This window comes from Methylorubrum pseudosasae, assembly GCF_029504475.1.
Lineage (GTDB): Bacteria > Pseudomonadota > Alphaproteobacteria > Rhizobiales > Beijerinckiaceae > Methylobacterium > Methylobacterium extorquens.
Genome location: NZ_JAQGDU010000002.1, coordinates 1,464,629 through 1,486,961 on the forward strand (window position 1 = coordinate 1,464,629; position 22,333 = coordinate 1,486,961).

At 67.2% G+C, this 22,333-nt stretch carries 20 protein-coding genes, 1 tRNA gene and 1 pseudogene; 15 read left to right on the top strand and 7 right to left on the bottom strand.

What is annotated here, in order from left to right; genetic code table 11:
• Nucleotides 1–358: 358 nt before the first annotated feature.
• A tRNA-Lys gene (locus M2437_RS07835) sits at nucleotides 359–434 on the bottom strand.
• Between the two features lie 195 nt (nucleotides 435–629).
• Between M2437_RS07835 and hemC the strand changes: the two genes are divergently transcribed.
• Nucleotides 630–1,559 (top strand): hydroxymethylbilane synthase, encoded by a 930-nt coding sequence (gene hemC / locus M2437_RS07840; RefSeq protein ID WP_253387044.1) that lies wholly within the window; start codon nucleotides 630–632, stop codon nucleotides 1,557–1,559.
• Between the two features lie 146 nt (nucleotides 1,560–1,705).
• On the opposite strand, the gene M2437_RS07845 is transcribed toward hemC, so the two are convergent.
• The gene (locus M2437_RS07845; protein ID WP_253387045.1) at nucleotides 1,706–2,767 is read right to left on the bottom strand and encodes a GSCFA domain-containing protein; all 1,062 of its coding nucleotides are present in this window, start codon (nucleotides 2,765–2,767) and stop codon (nucleotides 1,706–1,708) included.
• Between the two features lie 47 nt (nucleotides 2,768–2,814).
• Between M2437_RS07845 and M2437_RS07850 the strand changes: the two genes are divergently transcribed.
• Complete coding sequence (locus M2437_RS07850) at nucleotides 2,815–3,837, top strand: WcbI family polysaccharide biosynthesis putative acetyltransferase (RefSeq protein WP_253387046.1); 1,023 nt, start codon at nucleotides 2,815–2,817, stop codon at nucleotides 3,835–3,837.
• A 96-nt stretch (nucleotides 3,838–3,933) separates the two neighbouring features.
• Here M2437_RS07850 and M2437_RS07855 read toward each other — a convergent pair whose 3' ends face one another.
• Nucleotides 3,934–4,332, bottom strand: coding sequence for a response regulator (locus M2437_RS07855; RefSeq protein ID WP_238507837.1), 399 nt, complete (start codon nucleotides 4,330–4,332; stop codon nucleotides 3,934–3,936).
• Nucleotides 4,333–4,434: 102 nt separating this feature from the next.
• On the opposite strand from M2437_RS07855, the gene M2437_RS07860 reads away from it, so the two are divergent.
• The 6 genes from M2437_RS07860 to M2437_RS07885 all read left to right on the top strand — a co-directional run bounded on the left by M2437_RS07860 (nucleotide 4,435) and on the right by M2437_RS07885 (nucleotide 10,853).
• Complete coding sequence (locus tag M2437_RS07860) at nucleotides 4,435–4,788, top strand: hypothetical protein (protein WP_253387047.1); 354 nt, start codon at nucleotides 4,435–4,437, stop codon at nucleotides 4,786–4,788.
• A 383-nt stretch (nucleotides 4,789–5,171) separates the two neighbouring features.
• A complete protein-coding gene (pal, locus tag M2437_RS07865; protein ID WP_182568296.1) occupies nucleotides 5,172–5,684 on the top strand; it encodes a peptidoglycan-associated lipoprotein Pal in 513 nt (170 codons plus the stop codon).
• 173 nt (nucleotides 5,685–5,857) lie between these two features.
• Entirely contained in the window at nucleotides 5,858–6,883 is a 1,026-nt protein-coding gene (gene ybgF, locus M2437_RS07870; protein ID WP_253387048.1) for a tol-pal system protein YbgF, read from the top strand.
• On the top strand, nucleotides 6,880–7,923 hold the full coding sequence (gene tilS, locus M2437_RS07875; protein ID WP_253387049.1) for a tRNA lysidine(34) synthetase TilS: 1,044 nt from the start codon (nucleotides 6,880–6,882) through the stop codon (nucleotides 7,921–7,923). The genes ybgF and tilS overlap by 4 nt, the downstream gene beginning before the upstream one ends.
• 137 nt (nucleotides 7,924–8,060) lie before the next feature.
• A complete protein-coding gene (ftsH, locus tag M2437_RS07880; RefSeq protein WP_003601516.1) occupies nucleotides 8,061–9,989 on the top strand; it encodes an ATP-dependent zinc metalloprotease FtsH in 1,929 nt (642 codons plus the stop codon).
• A 114-nt stretch (nucleotides 9,990–10,103) separates the two neighbouring features.
• Complete coding sequence (locus tag M2437_RS07885; RefSeq protein ID WP_253387050.1) at nucleotides 10,104–10,853, top strand: sulfite exporter TauE/SafE family protein; 750 nt, start codon at nucleotides 10,104–10,106, stop codon at nucleotides 10,851–10,853.
• A 147-nt stretch (nucleotides 10,854–11,000) separates the two neighbouring features.
• On the opposite strand, the gene M2437_RS07890 is transcribed toward M2437_RS07885, so the two are convergent.
• Entirely contained in the window at nucleotides 11,001–11,162 is a 162-nt protein-coding gene (locus M2437_RS07890; protein ID WP_499007195.1) for a hypothetical protein, read from the bottom strand.
• On the opposite strand from M2437_RS07890, the pseudogene glmM reads away from it, so the two are divergent.
• From glmM to M2437_RS07915, 5 genes and pseudogenes are all read left to right on the top strand, one after another.
• Nucleotides 11,091–12,381, top strand: a pseudogene (glmM, locus tag M2437_RS07895) (phosphoglucosamine mutase). The gene M2437_RS07890 and the pseudogene glmM overlap by 72 nt on opposite strands.
• A gap of 278 nt (nucleotides 12,382–12,659) precedes the next feature.
• Nucleotides 12,660–13,523 (top strand): outer membrane protein, encoded by an 864-nt coding sequence (locus M2437_RS07900; RefSeq protein WP_253387051.1) that lies wholly within the window; start codon nucleotides 12,660–12,662, stop codon nucleotides 13,521–13,523.
• Between the two features lie 180 nt (nucleotides 13,524–13,703).
• The gene (locus M2437_RS07905; protein ID WP_003601522.1) at nucleotides 13,704–14,561 is read left to right on the top strand and encodes an outer membrane protein; all 858 of its coding nucleotides are present in this window, start codon (nucleotides 13,704–13,706) and stop codon (nucleotides 14,559–14,561) included.
• Between the two features lie 239 nt (nucleotides 14,562–14,800).
• The gene (locus M2437_RS07910; protein WP_253387052.1) at nucleotides 14,801–15,700 is read left to right on the top strand and encodes an outer membrane protein; all 900 of its coding nucleotides are present in this window, start codon (nucleotides 14,801–14,803) and stop codon (nucleotides 15,698–15,700) included.
• Nucleotides 15,701–15,726: 26 nt separating this feature from the next.
• Nucleotides 15,727–15,978 carry a hypothetical protein gene (locus M2437_RS07915; protein WP_253387053.1) on the top strand — a complete coding sequence of 84 codons (252 nt, stop codon included), beginning with the start codon at nucleotides 15,727–15,729 and terminating at the stop codon, nucleotides 15,976–15,978.
• A 7-nt stretch (nucleotides 15,979–15,985) separates the two neighbouring features.
• Here the strand turns inward: M2437_RS07915 and M2437_RS07920 are convergent, their stop codons facing one another.
• A complete protein-coding gene (locus M2437_RS07920) occupies nucleotides 15,986–16,534 on the bottom strand; it encodes an HNH endonuclease (RefSeq protein ID WP_003601528.1) in 549 nt (182 codons plus the stop codon).
• A gap of 713 nt (nucleotides 16,535–17,247) precedes the next feature.
• Here M2437_RS07920 and M2437_RS07925 point away from each other — a divergent pair.
• The gene (locus tag M2437_RS07925) at nucleotides 17,248–19,977 is read left to right on the top strand and encodes a DUF3772 domain-containing protein (RefSeq protein ID WP_253387054.1); all 2,730 of its coding nucleotides are present in this window, start codon (nucleotides 17,248–17,250) and stop codon (nucleotides 19,975–19,977) included.
• Between the two features lie 124 nt (nucleotides 19,978–20,101).
• Complete coding sequence (locus M2437_RS07930) at nucleotides 20,102–20,608, top strand: CAP domain-containing protein (protein WP_253387055.1); 507 nt, start codon at nucleotides 20,102–20,104, stop codon at nucleotides 20,606–20,608.
• Between the two features lie 21 nt (nucleotides 20,609–20,629).
• Here the strand turns inward: M2437_RS07930 and M2437_RS07935 are convergent, their stop codons facing one another.
• Both M2437_RS07935 and M2437_RS07940 read right to left on the bottom strand, forming a co-directional pair.
• Entirely contained in the window at nucleotides 20,630–21,463 is an 834-nt protein-coding gene (locus M2437_RS07935) for an OmpA/MotB family protein (protein WP_003603020.1), read from the bottom strand.
• 14 nt (nucleotides 21,464–21,477) lie between these two features.
• Nucleotides 21,478–22,251, bottom strand: a complete 774-nt coding sequence (locus M2437_RS07940) for a motility protein A (protein ID WP_003603019.1) — start codon at nucleotides 22,249–22,251, stop codon at nucleotides 21,478–21,480.
• Nucleotides 22,252–22,333: the final 82 nt, after the last annotated feature.

A 22,333-nucleotide genomic window follows, 5' to 3' on the forward strand; every position in this document is an offset into this window, starting at 1 on the left:
AAATTGCGTTTTATTTCAGATTTAAATACATTTTCGAAATATTATTTTAGTTCTCGAAGGTCCGATTGGGATCGTTCTACTTCAAAGACTGCGCGGGCACAGCCTCCAGATGCTGCCTGTGCATTCCAGACCATCGGGCAGGGCGTAAGACGACACGCTTGTCACCGGAAAATAGACGGTGTGCAGCGCGACGCGCCGTAGCATGTCACCGCAGAGATTTATGCCAGGACCGGAATCGATGATTCCAGGCTCAAACGCAGGAAAATGTCGGAGGAGAAAAACGGCTCACCAATCTTGCCGTCGCTTACACCGGCACCGGCCTAGTAAGCATTCGATTGGTCGAGTGTCTGGGGGAGTTTGGTGGGCGCACTAGGGTTCGAACCTAGGACCCGCTGATTAAGAGTCAGCTGCTCTACCAACTGAGCTATGCGCCCTAAGCCTCGGGGGAGAGGCTGGACCGCCGGGCCACCAATCCCGTTCGGTGGCGGCGGATTAGCAACGGGCGGACGGCCTGTCCAGCCCCTTCCGAAAAGTTTTCCGACAAAGTGCCGCCGGGATCGCTCATCCCGTGCGGCCCCACAGGCGTGCCAGCGCGTGACGGGCGGCATCGTCTCGGCTAAAGCGCGGGGATGAGCCTTTCGCGCGCCTTGAGAATCGGAACCCGCGGCAGCCCGATGGCGCTGGCCCAGACCGGCATGGTCCGCGATCGGATCGTCGCGGCCAATCCGGGATTGGAGACGGAGATCGTCGTCGTATCGACCGTGGCCGACCGCGTGCTTGATCGGCCCCTCTCCGAGATCGGCGGCAAGGGCCTGTTCACCAAGGAACTCGAACAGGCGCTGTTTGCCGACGAGATCGATGTCGCCGTTCACTCGATGAAGGACGTGGAGACGTGGCTGCCCGACGGGCTCGCCATCGCCTGCATCCTCGAACGCGATGATCCGCGCGACGCCTTCCTCAGCGCGAATGGGGCCAACGGCTTGGCCGACCTGCCCCCCGGTGCACGGGTCGGCACCTCCTCGCTCAGGCGGGGCGCGCAGGTGCTGATGCACCGGCCCGATCTCACCATCGTGCCCCTGCGCGGCAATGCCAACACCCGGATGCGCAAGCTGGAGGCGGGGGAGTGCGACGCCACGCTGCTGGCGCTCGCCGGCCTGCAGCGCCTCGGGATGGCCGATGTCGCCCGCAGTGTGCTGTCGGTGGAAGAAATGCTCCCGGCCGTGGCGCAGGGCGCACTCGGCATCGAGTGCCGGGCCGGCGACGACGCGATCCGGGCGCTGCTGGCGCCGGTTGCCTGCGCCACCACGACGACGGCGCTCGACGCGGAGCGCGGGCTGCTTGCCGAACTCGACGGCTCCTGCCGCACCCCCATCGCGGCGCTCGCGCAGGTGAGCGGGGATCGCATCAGCCTCGACGGATTGCTGTTCCTGCCGGATGGCAGCCGCCACTGGGCGGTCCATCGCGAGGGACTGGCCGCGGACGCGGACGCGATCGGCCGCGATGCCGGGGCCGAGCTGAAGCGGGCGGCGGGCGACGTCTACTTCGCCCACCTCAAGTAGTCTCGTTCGATTCCAAATCCGCTTGATCCCCTTGGGATCGGGGATCTGGGCCTGGGCGGGATCCCGTCGGGCCTGCACGACGGGTTGCCTCCTCGCATCGCGCGGGCTGAGCGCTCGCTTCCCGCTCGGATCGAGCGGAACGCCGATCAGGCGAGGCTGTGCTCGATCGCCTCCTCGTCGCAGATGACGCCCGCGGTGCCGGCGAATTCCGCTTCGCTGTCGTGGGAGGGCTGCGGCTCCGGTTTCTCGGCCGAGCCGGGGGCGAAGCTCGCCATGAAGGCGCGCATCACGTGGGCGACGCCGGCCTCGGCGATGCCGCGCTGGTCTTCCTCATAGTAGCGCCCGCCATTGGTGTGGCTCGTGATGATCTCGTAGGACGGGAAGTAGACGAGGCGCGGATCGTTGCGTTCGCAGACCTCCCCGGCGGCGGCTCGCAGCACCGCCTTCGAGTGCGCGTTGGCGACGAGCACGTGCTGATCGCGATAGGTCGCGATCAGCGGCACCGGCGAGACGGTGACGATGACCCGTGCCGCCGCATTCACGCTCCAGAGCCGATCGAGGAACCCGTTGACGTCGGCGATCACCTCGGCCGTGCCCGCATTGACGAAGGCGACCTCCTGCGGATCGAATTGCCCACCCGCGACCCCCGGCGCGAGGGAGAGCGCTGCCCCGTCGGCGCGGCAACGCCAGCCCTCGGTGAGGCCGAGCGTCACGACCAGCACGTCGAGGCTCTCGAAAAGGTCGCGCACCCGGCCGAGATGGGTTTCGCGGGCTTCGATCACTGCGGCCTCGTCGGCGAAGCCATCGGGTTCGATGGTCGGGCGGAACGGATCGACGAGGCGTCCATCCTCGCGCTGCCACGCCTTGAGCTGCGGATCGAAGGCACCGAAGGCCCGGTCGAAGAGCTGCACGAACTGGCGCGGGCCGTAGAGATTGCCGTAACGCGCCGAGAAGGTGCCGAACTGACGCGCGGTCGCCTCGGCCTCGCTCAACCCATCGGGCGCGGTTTCCGTGACGTGGTATCGGAATCCGCCGCGGGCCAGCGCCTGCGAGACGCGCTGCGCGAAGCAGGAGCCGGCGGTCGCGACGCGATCGGTGCGGGCGATGCGAAAGGTCTCGCGCGGACCCGGATCGAGGGCGAAGGGCGGCACGCCCGCCACCGCCTTGCGCCAGAAGCGCTCGGCCGGTAGATCGCGGTAAGGGTTCATCGCCTGATCCGATCCTGCACGCATGCCCGCGAGAGGCCGCGCGCCGCTTGGCCCCGCTCCCCGCCCTTTTCAAACCGCTCGCCCCGACCGTCCGGGCCTTCGCGGCGCAGCCGTTCTCCCCGCGATCCTGGGCGAGACCGTGGCGGCGGCCGGCTGGCCGCCCGCGGATCGTGGTGATCGGCAATTGCCAGGCGGCCGGCGTCGCGCAGACCCTGCGGCTGTTGCTGCCCGGAGCCGCCGTCGAAACGCTTCTCGTCGCCGGGCTCGGCCGACGGTTCGGGCATCTCGATCGGCTGGCAGGCCATCTTAAAGACGCCGACCACGTCTTCTCGCATTTCTTTCCCACGGGCTTCGTCGCGGGCGGCAACGTCCACGGGCTCGCGGAACGCGTGCCGGGGCTGCGGCTGTTCCCGACGATCCTGTTTTCCGGCTTCCATCCCGATCTTATCCATGTCGGCGACGAAGCGAGCCTGAGGCTGTCCCGTCTCGTCGCCTCGCCGATCGGGCCGTATCACTCGGCGATCGCGCTCCACGGCTTCCGCCAGGGCTTGAGCGTCGAGGCGACCCTCCGGCTCTATACCGGTGCCGTCTTCGAGCGGCTCGGCTATTTCGACCTGTGGCAGGCGAGCGCGGACTACCTGCTGCGCACCGCCCGCGACGTCGGGTTCGGCCTGGACCGGGAATTCGCGCTGTGGACCCGCGGCGGCGTGTTCATGCACGTCATCAACCACCCGCACCTGCACGTTTTGGGCGACATCGCCCGGCGCCTCGCCCGCGAGACCGGCTACGACCCGCTCAACATCCCGGTCGAGACCTACGCCCCCGATGCGCTGACCTCCGAGCCGGTCTGGCCGGTCCTGCCGGGAATCGCCGAGCGCTACGGCGTGCCGGGCTCGACCCTGTTCAAGGGCGACGGCCGCCGCGCCGCGCCGCGCCTGCTCGATCTGCCGGATTTCGTGGCCGAGAGCTTTGCCCTCTACGCGCGGCAGCGATCGGAGGATCTCACCAATGCGCGGGTCGAGGCCTGGGAGAAGGATCCGGAGATCTGCGCGCTCTTCGGTGCAGCGTAGACCCCTTCGTAGCGGGCCGGTGTCGGCCGGCGGCCTGAGGACGCCCCGCTTCCGTTCTTGGCACAACGGCGAAGCAGTGAGCTTGTCGAACCCCACTCAGCCGGCGATACGGCGGCCGTCTCCGAGGCCGTGCGAGGCAGCCATCACGCTCGCCAGTTCCACGATCTCCCGGGCCTGGAACGGCTTACGGATGTAGATGCTCCCGGGAACCGTGCGGCTCTCGATCTGCGCCGCGGTCGAGGCGTAGACGACCGGCCGCCTCGGATGACGCTCGCGATAGGCGGCGGCCACGGCCCAGCCGTCGATCAGACCGGGGAGGAGAATGTCGGTGAGCAGCCAATCGATGGCCTCGCCCCCGTCCCGCAACGTCGTCAGCGCCGCCTCGCCGCTCGACGCGGCAAGCACACGCATGCCCTCGCGCTCGCACAGCCGCGTTAGCATCTCGAGTAGCAGGTAATTGTCCTCGACGATGAGCACGGTCGGGGCGGAAGGCATGGCCCTTGTCCAGTTTGCGGCGCGCCCATCACATGGCGGAACAGTTAATGCATCATTAACTTGAACGCCGCATAGCAAGTTTTCGCAAAGCTGAGCAATGGAATGAATGAGCCTGACGCGCAGCGTCCCGTCCAGGCGCCAGCCTTCGATGCCGACGCGCTGGCGGAGTTGGCGGATCTGTTCGGCCGCCCCCGCCTGATGGAGCTTCTCGGAGTCCTGGACCACGAGATCGCAATCCGCCTCGATCCGCCCGCCGGCGAAGCGGCGCGCCTTGCCAGCGACGCCCACATCCTTGTCTCGTCGAGCGGTGCGCTCTCCTTCCACCGTCTGTCGGGCGCCTGTGCCGCCCTGGAGCAGGCCTGTCTAAGCGGGGCGGAAATCGCGGCGCCGCTGGGCGCCGCGGTTCACGCCGCCCGCCAGGCCCGGAACGCGATCGCGACGTTGCGCGGCGTGTAACGCGGCGCGTGTTGCCGCACCGCAACATCTCAGGGCAAAGCGGCGCCGTTTCTTCTCCCGCCCACGGCGCGCCGCAATCTTGGACAGAACACTGACGTCGCTGCGGTCGAGCTTGGATCGGTCGCCGGTCGGTACGGTCGCGGCAGCGCGGCCCGCCATCCGGCCCGTCTCGCGAACAGACAGCGGTGCGGGTGCTTGCGTGAGAGACACTTAACCATCCGCGGCTACACCGTTCGGGACGAAACGCTCAGGGCCGACACGGATCCGCGTCCGGTCATCGGGAGCGCCTTCAAACCGAGACTCGGAGCCGGCCCCGATCGCCAGACGATCGGAGCGGGCGCCGGCAGGACAACCGGCACGGCTCGGCCGTGAGGAGAGAGACGATGTCGACACCCGCGCGTTTCCGTGGGCTTTCCCTGGCGCTGGTACTTTGCGCCGCACTCGGCCTCGGCGCCTGCAGCAAGGACAGCGATCTTGCCGACGCGTCCGGCTTCGGTGCCGGCGGCCCCGGAGGCGCGGCCCGCCCCGGCAGCGCCCAGGATTTCGTGGTGAATATCGGCGACCGGGTGTTCTTTGAATCCGACTCGACCGATCTCACCCCGACCGCGACCGCCACCCTCGACAAGCAGGCCTCGTGGCTCCAGCGCTACCCGCGCTACAGCTTCCTCATCGAGGGCCATGCCGACGAGCGCGGCACGCGGGAATACAATTACTCCCTCGGCGCGCGCCGCGCACAGACCGTGCAGGATTACCTCGCCTCCCGCGGCATCTCGGCCTCGCGGATGCGGACGGTCTCCTACGGCAAGGAGCGCCCGGTGGCGGTCTGCAACGACATCTCCTGCTGGTCGCAGAACCGCCGCTCCGTCAGCGTTCTGGACGGCGGCGCCGGCTCCTGAGATGGGTGCGGGCCCGGTTTTGCGGCCGACCGGGCCATCTGCTATCGGGTAAGCGTGCCTCATCGAACCTCCGGTCGTCGACCGTCGCCGCTCCGGCCGCGACGGCGCAGCGGAGGGTTCGGGGAGGACACGACGTCGGCCGCGAACCAGAAGACCGATCGGTGCCAGCCGCCATGTTCCGCCGCCTCCTCCTGACTCTCGGACTCGGTTTCGCGATTGCGCCAGCAGTGCTCTGCGGCGCGCGGGCGCAGGATGCGTCGGAACTCGTGGTGCGTCTCAACCGCCTCGAGAACGTGTCCCGGCAGCTCTCGGGACAGATCGAGACGCTCCAGTACGAGAACCGGCAGCTCAAGGACCAGCTTCGGAAGTTCCAGGAGGATGTCGAGTTCCGCTTCCAGGAAGGGAAGGGGAGCGCCGCCGCACCGACCCGCAAGGCACCGGCGCCCGCAGCAGCGCCGCCGTCGGCTGCCCCCTATGGCACCAATCCCGGTGAGGGCCGGCCCGGCAAGCGCAGCGATGCCTTCGATCCCGAGCAGAACCCGAATGCGCCGGGCGCCCCGAAGCCACTCGGGACGACGCAGCCCTCGCTGCCCTTGCCGACCGGCGCCATCGCCGAGGCCGAGACATCCCTGCGCCGCTCCGTTCCCCCGACGGTGGTGGAGGCGGATGCCGATGCGTCCGAGGACGGCGATCTGCCGCCGCCCGGCTTCGGCGGTCCGGTGGATCTCTCGCCGCCGCCCTCGCGCACCGGGTCGATTGCACCGGTCGAAGCCCCCGTCGGGAGCGCCAGCATCGCCGCCACCGGCAGCGGCGACGCGCAGGCCGATTTCGAGGCCGCTTACGCTCTCATTCGCGAGCGCCAGTACGAGCAGGCCGAGATGAGCCTGCGTCAGTTCATCCAATCGCATCCGCGCGACCGGCTGGTGCCGAAGGCGACCTACTGGCTCGGTGAGAGCTACCTCCAGCGCAGCCGCTCGCGCGAAGCCGCCGAGCAGTTCCTGAAGGTCTCGACCGACTACGCGAATTCGCCCGTCGCCCCCGAGGCGATGCTGAAGCTCGGCACCTCCCTGCATGCGCTCGGCGCCAAGGCCCAGGCCTGCGCCACGCTGGCCGAGGTCGAGCGCAAGTTTCCGAGTGCCGGCGCCACCGTGCGCCAGGGCGTCGAGCGCGAGCAGAAGCGCGCCCGCTGCGCCGCTTGAGCGCAGCGCCCGCGTCCCTCGACGACCGGCTCGCCCGCGCCCTCGCACCATTCCTCGAAGAACCCGCTAGCCCGGCCCTGCTCGCAGTCTCAGGCGGACCCGATTCCACGGCGCTGATGCACGCGGCCGCCCGAGCGCGGCGGGACCGGTTCCACGTCGCGACGGTGGATCACGCCCTCCGACCGGGTTCGGCCGATGAGGCGCTCGGGGTTGGACGCCTTGCCGCCGAACTCGGCCTTGTCCACACGATTCTGACTTGGGACGCGCCGCGATATGGCAGCCGGATCCAGGCGTCGGCGCGCGGCGCCCGCTACAGGCTCCTGACCGACCATGCCGCACGGATCGGCGCGGGCCTCATTCTCACCGCGCACACGCTGGACGATCAGGCCGAGACCGTGCTGATGCGGCTCATCGCCGGAAGCGGGCCCTCCGGGCTCGCCGGGATGCGGGACGAGCGTCCGCTGGCACCGGGCATCCGGCTAGTGCGGCCCTTCTTGAGCCTCTCGAAAGCCGACCTCGTGGCCTATTGCGAGATGCACCGACTCCCGTTCCTGCGCGATCCCTCCAACACGGATGAGCGCTTCACCCGAGCCCGGTTGCGCCGCCTTCTGCCGCTCCTGGCGGAGGAAGGCCTGAACGCGGCGAGGCTGGCCCGCCTTGCCGTTCGCGCCGGGCGGGACGACGCGGCGCTGAGGCAGCGGGCCGAGGCCGTCCTGGCGGAGATCACGCGCACGGACGAGGCAAGCACAGACGCGGCAAGGCTGCGTCTCGACGGGCAACGCCTGCGTCGTGAACCATGCGCCATCGTCTTGCGCGTCTTCGACGCGGCTCTCGACACGGTCGCGCCGGCGCACGAAGCCCCCGTTCCGAAGCGCCTGGAACGCCTCGAAGCGCTCGTTCTCGATGCGCTGCTGCCGGCTCTGGGCGAGGGGAGGGCGTTGCGCCGCACCCTCCGCGGCGTCCTGATCGAGGCGGACGGAGAGGGGACGATCCGCCTTGTCGCGGCGCCGCCGCGCAAGGCGCCGGACCGCCGCCGCTAACGTTACGCGGTCGCCCTCGACGCAGGGGCAGCCGATTTACTTGGCAACCGGTGGGGCGCCGCCTACATTGGCCTCGAGTGCGTGGGGTATGCCGCGACATTGCGGGACGACGCTCGCACGCCTCCCAGGACCGATCGATGAACCCGAATTTCCGCAATTTCGCCCTGTGGGTCGTCATCTTCCTGCTGGTGCTCGCCCTCGTGACCCTGTTCCAGAACCCGGGTCACCGTGGCGGCGGCAGCGAGATCGCCTACAGCCAGCTCCTGAACGATGCCGACGCCGGCAAGATTCAGTCCGTCACGATTTCCGGCCAGGACGTGAGCGGCACCTATGTAGGCGGCGGCAACTTCTCGAGCTACGCGCCGAACGACCCGGGCCTGGTCTCGAAGCTCCAGGGCAAGGGCGTGCAGATCACGGCACGTCCGCCTTCCGACAACACGCCCTGGTTCATCCAGCTTCTCGTGAGCTGGCTGCCGATCCTCGTGTTCATCGGCGCCTGGATCTTCCTCTCGCGCCAGATGCAGTCCGGCGCCGGACGCGCCATGGGCTTCGGCAAGTCGAAGGCCAAGCTCCTCAACGAAGCGCATGGGCGCGTCTCGTTCGATGACGTGGCCGGCGTCGAGGAGGCCAAGGAGGACCTTCAGGAGATCGTCGAGTTCCTGCGCGATCCCCAGAAGTTCCAGCGCCTCGGCGGCCGCATTCCGCGCGGCGTTCTGCTCGTCGGCCCGCCCGGCACCGGTAAGACCCTGATCGCCCGCGCGGTCGCAGGTGAAGCCAACGTGCCCTTCTTCACGATCTCCGGTTCGGACTTCGTCGAGATGTTCGTCGGCGTCGGCGCGTCTCGCGTGCGTGACATGTTTGAGCAGGCGAAGAAGAACGCGCCCTGCATCATCTTCATCGACGAGATCGACGCGGTCGGCCGTCACCGCGGCGCCGGCCTCGGCGGCGGTAACGACGAGCGCGAGCAGACCCTCAACCAGCTCCTCGTGGAGATGGACGGGTTCGAGGCCAACGAGGGCGTCATCATCATCGCGGCGACCAACCGCCCCGACGTGCTCGATCCGGCCCTGCTGCGTCCCGGCCGCTTCGACCGCCAGATCATGGTGCCGAACCCGGACGTCACCGGCCGCGAGCGCATCCTGCGCGTTCACGTCCGCAAGGTGCCGCTGGCGCCGGATGTCGACCTCAAGACCATCGCCCGCGGCACCCCCGGCTTCTCGGGCGCGGATCTGATGAACCTCGTCAACGAGTCGGCGCTGCTGGCGGCACGCCGCGGCAAGCGCATCGTCACGATGCACGAGTTCGAGGACGCCAAGGACAAGGTGATGATGGGCGCCGAGCGGCGCACCCTGGTCATGACCGAGGACGAGAAGCGCCTCACCGCCTACCACGAGGGCGGCCACGCCATCGTCGCGTTGAACGTGCCGGCGACCGACCCGGTCCACAAGGCGACGATCATCCCCCGTGGCCGGGCGCTCGGCATGGTCATGCAGTTGCCCGAGCGCGACAAGCTGTCGATGTCGTTCGAGCAGATGACCTCGCGGCTGGCGATCATGATGGGCGGCCGCATCGCCGAGGAGATGATCTTCGGCAAGGACAAGGTCACCTCGGGCGCCCAGTCCGACATCGAGCAGGCGACGCGGCTGGCCAAGATGATGGTCACCCGCTGGGGCTTCTCGCCGGAACTCGGCACCGTGGCCTACGGCGACAACAACGACGAGGTCTTCCTCGGCATGTCGATGGGCCGTCAGCAGACGGTGTCTGAGGCAACCGCCCAGAAGATTGACGCCGAGGTGCGCCGTCTCGTCGAGGCTGGCCTGGAGGAGGCGCGCCGCATCCTCGGGGAGCGCAAGGATGATCTCGAGGCGCTGGCGCAGGGCCTGCTCGAATACGAGACCCTGTCCGGCGACGAAATCCGTAAGCTGCTCCAGGGCGAGCCGCCGGTGCGCGACTCGGGCGACGTTCCGCCGACCCCCGCCCGCGGTTCGCCGGTGCCATCGACGGGCCGTGGTCGCCCGCGCGGCAGCGACGGCGGGTTGGAGCCGAGCCCGCAGCCGCAGGGCTGAACGGCCGATCAAGGTTGGAAAAGGGGCGCCGTGAGGCGCCCCTTTTTCGTGGCCATCGGGCACGCCACCGCACCGACAGGCCGTGCCTTAAGACAAGGGTGAAAAACCCGGCGCATGTCGAGTTCGGTCTATCTCATCGTCGCCTTCGGCGCGGCCATCGCCGGCTTCGTCCAGGGGCTGTCGGGCTTCGCGTTCGGCCTCGTCGCCATGTCGGTCTGGGCCTGGGTGATCGACCCACAGCTTGCGGCCGCACTCGCGGTGACCGGTGCGCTCACGGGGCAGATCATCGCTGCGGTCACGATGCGCCGGGGCTTCGATCTCCGCCTGCTGGCGCCGTTCGTGCTCGGCGGCCTTGCCGGTGTCCCGCTCGGGACGCTCCTGCTGCCGCAGCTCGACATGCACTGGTTCAAGACGATCCTCGGAGCCATCCTCGTGCTCTGGTGCCCCGCGATGCTCCTGTCGAAGGACATGCCACGCATCACCGTCGGCGGCCGTCTCGCCGACGCTGCCGTCGGCCTCGGCGGCGGCATCCTTGGGGGTCTCGGCGGGTTCACGGGCACGCTGCCGACGCTCTGGTGCACGCTCCGCGGCTACGAGCGTGACGTGCAGCGCGCCGTCATCCAGAACTTCAATCTGTCCATGCTCGCCGTCACGCTGACCATCTACGTCGCGTCCGGGATCGTCACACGAAGCATGTTGCCGATGATCCTCGTGGTCCTGCCGGCCATGCTGATCCCGACCATCGTCGGCACACGTGCCTATATCGGCTTGAGCGAGACCGGGTTTCGCCGGCTCGTTCTCGGCCTCCTGACCGTCTCAGGCATCGCCCTGCTTCTCTCCGGCCTGCCGCAACTTCTTCGATAGAGCAGACTCCGGCCCTCGGGGAAAAAGACGAAGCACCCCCTGCTCGCCAATCCGGCTGGGCCGCCCCATTTCGAACGCCTTTATCCCGGAGCAACCGATTCACGATACCCGAGATCCGTTCTGCCGGCCGGGTGCCATTCTGATAATCTAGTCGGTGCGAACCACGCCGAGCGCGGAGAAGCGACGTTGCGCAAACACTTCGGAACCGACGGCATCCGTGGACGGGCCAACGTCGTCATCACGCCGGAACTTGCTCTCAAGGTCGGGCAGGCCGCGGGCGTGATCTTCCAACGTGGCGACCACCGCCACCGCGTCGTGATCGGCAAGGATACTCGGCTCTCGGGATACATGATCGAGACCGCGCTCGTCGCCGGCTTCACCTCCGTCGGCATGGACGTGCTGCTGCTCGGGCCGATGCCGACCCCCGCCGTCGCCATGCTGACCCGATCGATGCGCGCCGATATCGGCGTGATGATCTCGGCGTCACACAACCCGTACGAGGATAACGGCATTAAGCTGTTCGGGCCCCGATGGCTTCAAGCTCAACGACGACCTCGAACTCGAGATCGAAAGCCTGATCGACGGCGACATGCGCAACCGCCTCTCCGCTTCGCGCGACCTCGGTCGCGCCAAGCGGATCGAGAGCGTGCATGCCCGCTACATCGAGTTTGCCAAGCGCACCCTGCCGCGCCACGTCACCCTGGACGGTCTGCGGGTCGTCGTCGACTGCGCCAACGGCGCAGCCTACCGCGTCGCGCCGGAAACCCTTTGGGAACTGGGCGCCGAAGTGATTTCCATCGGCGTCGAGCCGGACGGGTTCAACATCAACCACGATGTCGGCTCGACCGCGCCCGAGACCCTCGTGCAGAAGGTGCGGGAACTGCGGGCCGATGTCGGGATCGCCCTCGATGGCGACGCCGACCGTGTGCTGATCGTCGATGAGAAGGGCCAGAAGGTCGATGGCGACCAGCTCATGGCGGCCGTGGCCCGCTCGTGGCAGGAAGACGAGCGCCTGACCCAGCCGGGACTGGTCGCGACGATCATGTCGAATCTCGGCCTCGAACGCTACATCAACAGCATCGGTCTCACGCTCGCCCGCACCGCCGTCGGCGATCGCTACGTGCTCGAACATATGCGCCAACACGGCTACAATCTCGGCGGAGAACAGTCCGGTCACATCATCATGTCGGATTACGCGACCACGGGCGACGGGCTGGTGGCCGCGCTTCAGCTCCTCAGCGTCGTCAAGCGCCGCAACCTGCCCGTGAGCGAGGTGTGCCACTGCTTCGAGCCGCTGCCGCAGATCCTCAAGAACGTCCGCTTCCGTTCCGGTGAGCCCCTGCGCGCGGATTCGGTCGTCACCGCCATCGCCCATGCCAAGGACCGGCTCGGCCAATCGGGCCGCCTGGTGATCCGCCCCTCAGGCACCGAGCCCGTGATCCGGGTGATGGCCGAGGGGGACGACCGTGATCTCGTCGCCGAGGTCGTGGACGAAGTCGTGGACGCCGTCACCCGCGCGGCGGCCTGAAGACGCCGGCCTGATGCAATGGGGTCGTAAAACGGCTCCAGACCGGGTATCGGATCGGCGACGCGAAGGGCGGGACCGATCCGCCGCCGGGGCATCACCGGCGGAAAGCACAAGCAGTGATGGTACTGATTTTCCGGCAGCTTTGCCAATTACGGCAACAGATCGGCAAGGCTAACTTTTTACGTTAAGGCCGACTTAACCTTCCTCGATCATCCTTGCATTCGCATCTCGGGCCGGCCTTCAATTTTCGGCGCGCTCGATGGGTCAAGGAAATCGTAATGCGCCGCCGCACCAAAATTCTCGCATTGGCGCGCTCCCTCACGCTCCTTGCGAGCGTCGGGGTGCCCTGCCTCGCACAAGCCGCCGACCTGCTGCCTCCGCCGCCCATGCCCGAGCCGCTGCCCGAGTCGGAAGTGTTCGCGGGCGGGTGGTATCTTCGCGTCGATGGCGGCTACGGATCGCTCGACCTGCGCAAGAGCATTGCCGAGGACGTCTCGCATCCGCCCAAGCCGTACGACTACGCCGTCGTGCAGGACAAGGTCTCCAACCAGTACTTCATCGGCGGCGGCGTCGGCTATCAGATCAATCCGTGGCTGCGCGTCGATGCGACCGGTGAGTACCGCTTCCGCAGCAAGTGGACGTTTGTGGCCGAGGACAAGACCTTCGGCGATACCGGCGGCTACAACGTCACGAGCGGGAAGTTCGATTCCATCGTCGGCCTTGCCAACGGCTATGTCGATCTCGGCACGTGGTACGGCGTAACGCCGTTCGTCGGCGCCGGCGTCGGTGTGGCCCACCACAGCTTCGGCGGCGTGACCGACAAGGGCTTCGGCGCGTATGAGGGGGGCTACGGCATCGGCCGCCACAACGAGCGGACGAACTTTGCCTGGGCGCTTCATGCCGGTCTCGGCTACGCCGTGACGCAGAACATCAGGTTCGAGGCGGCCTACCGCTACCTCAACATGGGCGAGGCCACCACCGGCGTCGTGACCTGCGCTCCGGACTGCCCGAAGACCGTCTATCGCGTGAAGGAACTGGAAGCCCACGACGTCAAGGTCGGTCTGCGCTACCTGTTCGGCGCTCCGGTCGCTGTTGCCGCGGTCGATTACGCGCCGCCGCCTCCGCTGGTACGCAAGTACTGATCTTCCCGAACCTTCGATTGTATTGTGACGGCGCGGACACTCTCCGCGCCGTCTTTGTTTTCAAGCGGCTAAATCTCTGGATCCCTGCCGGTTAAGGTTAAGCCGATCATAACCTTTATCGGTAAATCTGCCGGTCAATCGAGGCGCGGGCATCTCCTGCTGCCTCAGATGAGGCTTCCCATGATCGCATCGCATCGTCTGGCGCTGGCGGCCACGCTCGCGACCGGCACCCTCCTTGGGGTTCTGACCGGCTCCTTCGCGTCTCCTGCCGCCGCGGCGGATCTGCTTCCGCCGCCCCCGCCGCCGCCCGTGCAAGTCGAGCCGGTGACCATCGGCAGCGGCTGGTATCTGCGCGGCGACTTCACGCAGAGCTGGTACGACCACCCGCGCGACGACGCCATTCTCGATCCGAATGATCCCGGCATGCCGCCGCTCGTCGGATTGCGCCTGAGTTCCGAGACCGGTTACGGCGGTGGCGTCGGCTACCAGATCAATCCGTGGCTGCGCGTCGATGCTACCATCGACCAGCGCGCCGCCTCGTCCTTCCGCGGCTACTCCTCGCGCTCGGTGTTCGAGACCGGCTACAATCTCGAAGCCGGCAAGGTCGATGTGCTGACCGGCCTCGTCAACGTCTACGCCGATATCGGAACGTGGTACGGCTTCACGCCTTACGTCGGCGCGGGCGTCGGCTTCGCCGACAAGCGCATGAGCCGCAACTACACCCAGACCACCTGCCTGATCGACGGCTGCGACGGGTCCGCGGGCACGGGACCGCGCAACGCCGCCTTCCGCGCCAATCACTCGGTCATGACCTTCGCCTGGGCCCTGACGGCCGGTCTGTCTTACGACATCGGCGCCGGCTTCAGCGTGGACGCGGCCTACCGCTACATCGATCTCGGCCGGATCCGCAGTGGACTGGACGAGTTCGGCGGCCTCACCCGTGTGAAGGATCTGACGGCCAGCGAGTTCCGGGTCGGCCTTCGCTACCGCTTCGCCGACGGCCTGCTCGCCTCTCCCGTTCGGAACTTCGGCAACTGAGTCGATCACGATCGTTCCTCAGGAACGCACGGCGTCCGGGCTTGCCCCCGGGCGCCGTTCTCGTTTTGGACGACGCACAGAACGCCTGAGTATTGCGCCGAAAATGATAGGTGAGGGCATGATCCCACGATCTCGGGACGCCATCCAATGTTGGTCCGGCACGAAAAATTAAGGTTACTGAACTAGTACGAACGGGTCAGCCCGGCGCAGCAACGGCCCGGTGCGTGAGGACGACGACGATGCGTATCGCGACCCTGGCTCTACTGACGACCGTTCTGGTTTCACCCGCTCTCGCTGCCGATCTCGATTACGGCGTGTTGCGCGGCTACGACGATGATTACCCGGCACTGGCTCCGATCATCGACTGGAGCGGGTTCTATGTCGGCGGGCATGGCGGCTATTCGTCGGCCGCCCTCGGCTTCGGCAACGCCTTCCAGCCGATCGTTGCGAACGCACTCCGGAATACCGTCGCGGAGATCGAGATGGGCGCATCTCATTATCTCGCGGCACGCGCTACCCATTCCGGCGGTGCCAGCTATGGCGTTTTCGCCGGCATTAACTATCAGTTCGAAGATGTCGTCGCAGGCATCGAAGCAGATTATACGTACTTTGGTCGCGGTGGAACCGCTTTTGACCAAATTGCCCGCCATTCGATCACGAAGGACAATTACCTTACCACCGTCGATCTAACCGGTCAGGCCAGCACCAAGATCCAAGATTACGGGACAATCAGGGGACGACTTGGCTACGCCTTCGGCAACTTCCTTCCGTTCGTCACAGGTGGCTTGGCCGTTGGCCGCGCGACGGTAAATGACACGGTCACGGTCCAAAACTACGCTTACAATAGTGCGACCTACGCCAGCAATCAGACGGGAACCACGAGATCCTACATCAACAATTACGGATACTCAGCTTTCAACCAAAACAGCCCGCCTGACAGCATCCCGGCGCCCGGTACAGTTCACGGAACCACGAAGAAGGTTACCGTAGCCGGCATCGCTGTCGGTGGTGGCCTCGAATACGCCATCACGCCGAACTTCCTGCTCCGCGGCGAGTATCAATACGTCCTATTCAACGACTTCCAGGGTCATAAGGCCGAGTTGAACACCGTGCGTGGCGGCGCCGCCATCAAGTTCTGACGCGCGACCGAGACCGGAGAGCCGCCATGCGCCATCTGCTTTTACTCACGGCCGCGATGCTCGCCGGCTTGTCTGCCGCGCACGCTCAAGCCGAGAGTGGCAGCCGGCATCTCAGGACACGCCCCGCCGTCACGGCACTCCCCCCGGAAATGCCCTATCGCGATCCGCGCCCGCGCTTCCGCGCGTCGCCGCCGGTCGAGCGGTTCGCCGTCCGCGCCTACGTGCCGCGGCCGACCAACCAGCCGATGTTCAACGAGCCACCGCAGCCGTTGCGTTGACGCGCGGTCAGCTGTCGAGCTCACTGTCCCAGTAGAGGTAGTCGAGCCAAGTGTGGTGATACTGGCGGTGGTCGAATTCCGGTTGGCGGCGGTGCAGCTCGTGCCGCGTCGGCCGGTGCGGCTCGTTGAGCAGGGGCATCTCGGCCTCGTGCGGCGTGCGATTGGCCTTGCGCAGATTGCAGGGTGAGCAGGCGGCCACGACGTTCTCCCAGGTGGAGAGGCCGCCGCGTGAGCGGGGCACGACGTGATCGAAGGTCAGCCCGCCCGAAGGGAGACGCAGGCCGCAATACTGGCAGGAGAAGGTGTCGCGCAGGTAGATGTTGTAGCGGGTGAAGGCCGGGCTGCGGGCCAGCGCGACGTAGCTCTTGAGGGCGACCACGCTCGGCACCTTGAGGGACCGGCTGGGACTGTGCGCCTCGACATCGTAGTTCGCGACCAAAGTGACGCGATCGAGGAACAACGCCGTGAATGCGTCCTTCCAGGACCACAACGAGAGTGGGTTGTAGGAAAGCGGCCTGTAATCCGCGTTGAGCACCAGGGTTTGCAGATCGATCATCGACGCCACTCACTGCTCGTGACGGCGCCCCTCGGGCGCCTCGGCCTCGGACGCCGAAGGTCCGAAGGGCCATGCCGTACCCGCGACAGTCGGAGCCTACAGGGCGCCTCGGAACCGTGCCGGAGGGCATGACGCCCCGGCACGGCCGCGAGTCCGCAGGCTGTCGCGCGCGCTCGCACCGAACCCATGGCCTCAGCGCGTCGCGCTCGGGCGGGTTGGCGGGAATCGAAAGGTTGGGAGGGATCTTGACGCCAACAGCTTCCCCGACCGGCGAATCCTGCCGGTTCGAACCGAAGCGTGGCGGGGCGGACGATCAGCGCCGCCTCCTCGCTGCGTGAGGATATGGCCAAGTCCATCGCGGCTTAGTGTAATATCAGCGTGACAAGCTTGTGAAGGCGAACCGACCGTCCGTGACGTCGCGGCCAATGATTTTCCTTTGAATTGGCGTCGATCGCTCCGTTCCGCACGCTTTTGCCCCATTACCCGGGCAGACAGGCCGGGCCGACGCGCCGTTGTGCGTTGCAAAAAGTTTGGCGGCGCGCCTCTCGGCAAGTCACGCCGTGCCCCTAGCTCAAGGGCTGTGCGGGATACCGAGCCCCTCGAGCGCGGCGCAGACGGCTGTGGTCGCGCGCGACACCATCCGCGAACCGGCCGGCCAGGCTGCCCTGGCGCCGATCACCCGACGCGATCCCGTTCCCCCGCGAAGGACGACGATGCTACGACACTCCCTTCTCACCCGTGTCCGCCACATGATGCGCAGCAAGGCCCTGATCGCGGCACTGACCGCGGCGGCTCTGCTGCCAAATGCGGCCGTGGGGCAGGGGAGTCCGCCTAGCACCCCGGCGCCGGCTGCTCAGTCGGCACCGACCCCGAAGCACCAGACGGCGGCGCCACCGGCGAACGGTCAACCGCCTGCAACGGACGGGCAGGCCGCGCCGGCTGCCAAGCCGGCCGCGCCCAAGGTGCCCGTCTCGGAGGCGCTGCAAACGCTCCGCGACCGGCTCGACGCCATCAAGGCGGATCTCGAATCGCGGGAAAAGGCGATTTCCGGACAGAATGTCGGGGCAGGCGACCTGACCCGCGCCCGCGACGGGCTCGACCCACTCGCCGACCGGCTGCGATCGGTGATCGAGCTGCTCGGGCCGCGGCTGGAAGCCGCGCGCGAGCGGCTGACGCAAATCGGCCCGAAGCCGAAGGAGGGCGAGGAGGGCGAGGAGGTCGCCCGTGAGCGGGCCGAGCGCGAGCAGGCGGTCAATGACATCGACGGTACCCAGCGGCTGGCCAAATCGCTGCTGGTGCAGAGCGACCAGATCGTCGATCAGATCTCGAATCGCCGTCGCGCCGCCTTCACCCGCGGCCTGTTCGAGCGCAGCTCCTCGCTGCTCAGCCCCGACCTGTGGATGCGGGTCGCCGCCGACATTCCGCGGGACCTCAGCTCGCTGCGCAGCGGCGTCGACGACACCGTCTCCCTGTTCCGCCGCAACGGCACCCTGTGGAACCTGCTGGTTCTCGGCCTCGCCTTCGGCCTGTCCTTCGCCCTGTATTTCGGACGCCGCAACATCGCTCCGGCGCTCGGCCGCCGGGACATCAACGTCACCACGCCGTCGAAGCGTGCCAAGCTTCTGGGTGCGTGGCGCGTGCTGCTTCTCGGCACGCTGCCGGCGCTGGCGGGCAGCTACGCGGTCTATTACGCCCTGGACGTCACCGAGTTGCTGCCCGCCCGGTTCCTGCCGGTCGCCAGCATCATTCTCGGCGGCATCGCCTTCATCGCCTTCGTCGAGGCGACCGCCGACGCGCTGCTCGCTGTCAACAAGCCGGCTTGGCGTCCGGCGCCGGTCTCGGACGCCGCGGCATGGCGGATCAACGCGCTCGCCGTCAGCATCGCCGTGGTCATCACGGTGTCGAAATCGACCGAGGCGCTGAACTCGGCGATCTACGCCGCGCTGCCGATCTCCATCGCCACCCGCGGCATCGGGGCCGTCACGGCCGCGCTGCTGCTCGCCATCGGCCTCCATCGCTTCGCCGACACCGCGGAGAAGGAGGAAGAGTGCTTCGGCCCCTATGTCGGCACCGATACCTCGGCCAATATCGGCGGGCCGCTGCGGTTGCTCGGCTGGGTCGCGGTCGCGGTGATCGCGGTGGCGCCCTTCGTGGGATACGTCGCCCTCTCCGCCTTCCTCGTCGATCAGTTGATCTGGAGCGCGAGCGTCCTCGTCCTGCTCTGGCTCCTCATCATGAGCGTCGATGTGCTGATCGGCGGCTCGCTGTGCGAGGAGACCCGCCTCGCCACCACGCTCCAGGCCAATACCGGGCTGCGCAAGCGCTCGCTCAACCAGATCGCGGTGCTGGTGACGGGTTTCGGCCGCGTCGTGCTGATCGCCGTCGCGGCGCTCCTGACGCTCGCGCCCTGGGGGCTCGATTCGACGGACGTGTTCTCCTCGATCCGCACGGCCTTCTTCGGCTTCAAGGTCGGCGACGTTACGATCTCGCTGTCTTCCATCGCCTATGGCATCGGCATCCTCGGGGTCGGCGTGTTCATCACCCGCGGCGTGCAGCGCTGGCTGGAGAACACCTACCTTCCGGCGACCGACCTCGATGCCGGCCTGCGCAACTCGATCTCGACGGTCGCGGGCTATGTCGGCTTCCTGGTCGCCCTGGCGCTGTCCTTCTCGTATCTGGGCCTCAGCCTCGAGAAGCTCACCATCGTCGCCGGTGCGCTCTCGGTCGGTATCGGTTTCGGTCTTCAGTCGATCGTCAACAACTTCGTCTCGGGCCTGCTGCTGCTCTGGGAGCGTCCGATCCGGGTCGGCGATCAGGTGCTGATCGGCGACAGCGAGGGCATCGTGAAGCGGATCTCGGTGCGCTCCACCGAAATCCAGACCTTCGACCGCTCGGCCGTGATCGTGCCGAACTCGAATCTGATCTCGGGCATCGTGAAGAACCGCGTGCGCGGCGACCGCACCGGCCGGGTCATCCTCTCCGTCAGCGTCCTGCGCAGCAAGGATCCGGTCCAGGCCGCCGAGATGATGGTCGCCTGCGCCAAGGCGCATCCGGACGTGCTCAAGGAGCCGCCGCCGCGGGTGGTGTTCAAGAAGATCGGCGATCCCTTCCTCGAGTTCGAGCTGGTCGCCATGGTGGTCGACGTCAACCTCGGCCAGAAGGTGCAGAGCGACCTCAATTTCTCGGTGTTCAAGACTCTGGCCGATGCCGAATTCATCCCGCCGATGGGCCCGGCTTCGAGCTTCATCACCGTCCAGGGCCTGGAACCGGTCCGCGATGCGCTCGGACAGATCGCTCACGCGGTCGGCAACTCGACCACGCAGGTGATCGCGCCCGCGGCATCCGGAGCGGACGATGCCAGGAAGAGTTCGGCGCCGGAGGAAACTGCTCCCCGCAGCCCGGCGAACGAATCGCAGGATGTGAACCGTCGGCGCCACGGATAGGCACGAGCGTCCCACGGAAAAACGCAGCCGGCCCTGAGGATATCGGGGCCGGCGGCACCGATACACTTGAGTTTACCGGGCGCAGGGGCCACCTCATTCCCCTGTTCACCGGAAAGCCGTTGTCGTGCTCGGACGTCAGACCTTCCTTGCCGCGCCTGCGGTCCTCGCTCTCGTCGCCCTGCTTCAGGGTTGTGCGGGGAAGATGACGCCCGACACGACCGGGCTGCCGAGCATGTACCTGCCGCTCACCACCGGCAGCACCGCGGTGGATACGGCAGCGGCCCGGGACATGATCTCGGCCTATCGCCACAACAACGGCGCCGCCCCGCTCGTCATCGATCCCGAATTGCAGCGGCTCGCCGAGACCGAGGCCGCCGCCATGGCCGCCTCGGACCGGCCGAGCAAGAGCCAGACGGTGCGTGCCGCCGTGACCCGGCTCGGCTATGGCGGGGCGGATGCCAACCTCTCGGCGGGCTATCACACGCTCGCGGAAGCGTTCTCGGGCTGGCGTGACAGCCCTCCGCACCGGGCCGTCATGCTGTCCCCGGAGGCGACGCGGATGGGCATCGCCACCGCCTACGCGCCGGGCTCCAAATACAAGGTCTACTGGGCGCTGCTGGTCGCCAAGTAGCCGCGTTCGGCGCAGACGCCCTCAGGGTACGGCTTTGCCGTTCGGCGTCGGCGGCGGCTCGGCGAGAAGCGTGACCGTGACCCTGCGGTTGGCCGCGAGATAGGGGTTGTCGGGAAACATCGGTTCGGTGTCCGCCTTGCCCGTCACCGAGGCGAAGCGGTCGTCCGGCAGGCCGGCACCGGCCAGGACATCGCGCACGCTCAGGGCGCGGTTGGCCGAGAGTTCCCAGGGCGGGGCGGTGTCGCGGGTGCCGGGACGGGTGGTCGCGGTGAAGCCGGTCACGGCGATGCGGTTCGGCAGCTTCATCAGCGTCGGCGCCAGTCGTTCGAGCAGCCGGCGGGTGCGGTCGTTGGGGCGGCTCGATCCTTCGGGGAACATCGAGCGGCCGTCCTGATCGACGATGGAGACGTCGAGCCCCTTCCGGTTCGGCGCGATGATGACGTTCTTCGACAATTCCGCCACTTCCGGCATGTCCTGCATCGCCTGCCGCAGGGAGGCTGCGGCCTGGCCGAAGGCGTCGGGATAGCCGCGGTCGGGGATGCCGTCGTCGAGGCCGCTATCGATCTGCGGCGGCGTTGTGCGATCGGTGGCGCGCTCGGGCGGCACGTCGCGCAGGTGCTTGAACTTGTCCGCGGTCGGAATTCCTTCGCTCTCCAGGATGCCGGCGAACTTCGATTCCTTGTTCACGCCGAAGGCGTCGCGCATCGAGCCGGCGACGACCTGGAGCTTCTTCTGGTCCTGCGTCGAGTAGGCGGCGATCATGACGAAGAAGCTCATCAGGAGCGCCATCAAGTCGGCGAAGGTCACGAACCAGCCGTGACCGCCATGGGCGCCGCCGCGCTTCTTCTTGGCCACCGCTCAAACCCCCGTTACGCCGCTTCCGCAGCGAGTTCTTCGCGGTGGTTGGCCGGCAGGTAGGCGATGAGCATCTCGCGCACCAGCGAGGGACTCTTCTGATCGCGGATCAGCAGGATGCCATCGATGATGAGGGAGCGCGAGACGTCCTCCTCCTCGAGCTTGACGTGCAGCTTGTCGGCGATCGGCAGGGTGATCATGTTGGCGATCAGCGCGCCGTAGAGCGTCGCGAGCAGCGCGGTCGCCATGGCGGGGCCGAGCTTCGAGGGATCGGACATGTTGGCAAACATCGTCACCATGCCGAGGATGGTGCCGATCATGCCCCAGGCCGGGGCGCAGTCGCCGAAGGCGCGGTAGATCTTCGAGCCCTCGTCGAGATGCATCAGGAAGTTGTCGCGGTCGCGCTCCATCGTGTCGCGAATGAAGTCGCGATCGTAGCCGTCGGCGATGTAGCGCGCGCCCTGGGCCAGGAACGGATCGGAAATCTCCATGTTTTCCAGGGCGATCGGGCCGGACTTGCGCACGACGTCGGCGATCTTGGTGATCTCTTCGATCAGCTCATGCGGCTTCACCGAGCGCATGGTGAAGGCGTAGCGCAGGCCCATCGGCAGGCCGTGCAGCATGGTCGAGAAGGGAAAGCGGATCATCGTCGCGGCGATCGCGCCGCCGAAGATGACGATCACGGCGTGTTTGTCGAAGTAGGCCGCGAAGTTGCCGCCGTCGATCATGATCAGCGTGAACACCACGCCGACCCCGCCGACAAGCCCGATACCGGTTGCGAGATCCATGACGCCGATGTCCGAAGCCCGGCCAATCGTGCAGGCCGTCCCCAACTTCTAAAAAAACAGGCTGAAGGAACGGTAAAGGGGC

Coding starts and splice junctions, on each gene's coding strand:
- hemC (WP_253387044.1), top strand. CDS start 630: ATGAGCCTTTCGCGCGCCTTGAGAATCGGAACCCGCGGCAGCCCGATG.
- M2437_RS07845 (WP_253387045.1), bottom strand. CDS start 2,767: ATGAACCCTTACCGCGATCTACCGGCCGAGCGCTTCTGGCGCAAGGCG.
- M2437_RS07855 (WP_238507837.1), bottom strand. CDS start 4,332: ATGCCTTCCGCCCCGACCGTGCTCATCGTCGAGGACAATTACCTGCTA.
- M2437_RS07860 (WP_253387047.1), top strand. CDS start 4,435: ATGAATGAGCCTGACGCGCAGCGTCCCGTCCAGGCGCCAGCCTTCGAT.
- pal (WP_182568296.1), top strand. CDS start 5,172: ATGTCGACACCCGCGCGTTTCCGTGGGCTTTCCCTGGCGCTGGTACTT.
- ybgF (WP_253387048.1), top strand. CDS start 5,858: ATGTTCCGCCGCCTCCTCCTGACTCTCGGACTCGGTTTCGCGATTGCG.
- ftsH (WP_003601516.1), top strand. CDS start 8,061: ATGAACCCGAATTTCCGCAATTTCGCCCTGTGGGTCGTCATCTTCCTG.
- M2437_RS07885 (WP_253387050.1), top strand. CDS start 10,104: ATGTCGAGTTCGGTCTATCTCATCGTCGCCTTCGGCGCGGCCATCGCC.
- M2437_RS07900 (WP_253387051.1), top strand. CDS start 12,660: ATGCGCCGCCGCACCAAAATTCTCGCATTGGCGCGCTCCCTCACGCTC.
- M2437_RS07905 (WP_003601522.1), top strand. CDS start 13,704: ATGATCGCATCGCATCGTCTGGCGCTGGCGGCCACGCTCGCGACCGGC.
- M2437_RS07910 (WP_253387052.1), top strand. CDS start 14,801: ATGCGTATCGCGACCCTGGCTCTACTGACGACCGTTCTGGTTTCACCC.
- M2437_RS07915 (WP_253387053.1), top strand. CDS start 15,727: ATGCGCCATCTGCTTTTACTCACGGCCGCGATGCTCGCCGGCTTGTCT.
- M2437_RS07920 (WP_003601528.1), bottom strand. CDS start 16,534: ATGATCGATCTGCAAACCCTGGTGCTCAACGCGGATTACAGGCCGCTT.
- M2437_RS07925 (WP_253387054.1), top strand. CDS start 17,248: ATGCTACGACACTCCCTTCTCACCCGTGTCCGCCACATGATGCGCAGC.
- M2437_RS07940 (WP_003603019.1), bottom strand. CDS start 22,251: ATGGATCTCGCAACCGGTATCGGGCTTGTCGGCGGGGTCGGCGTGGTG.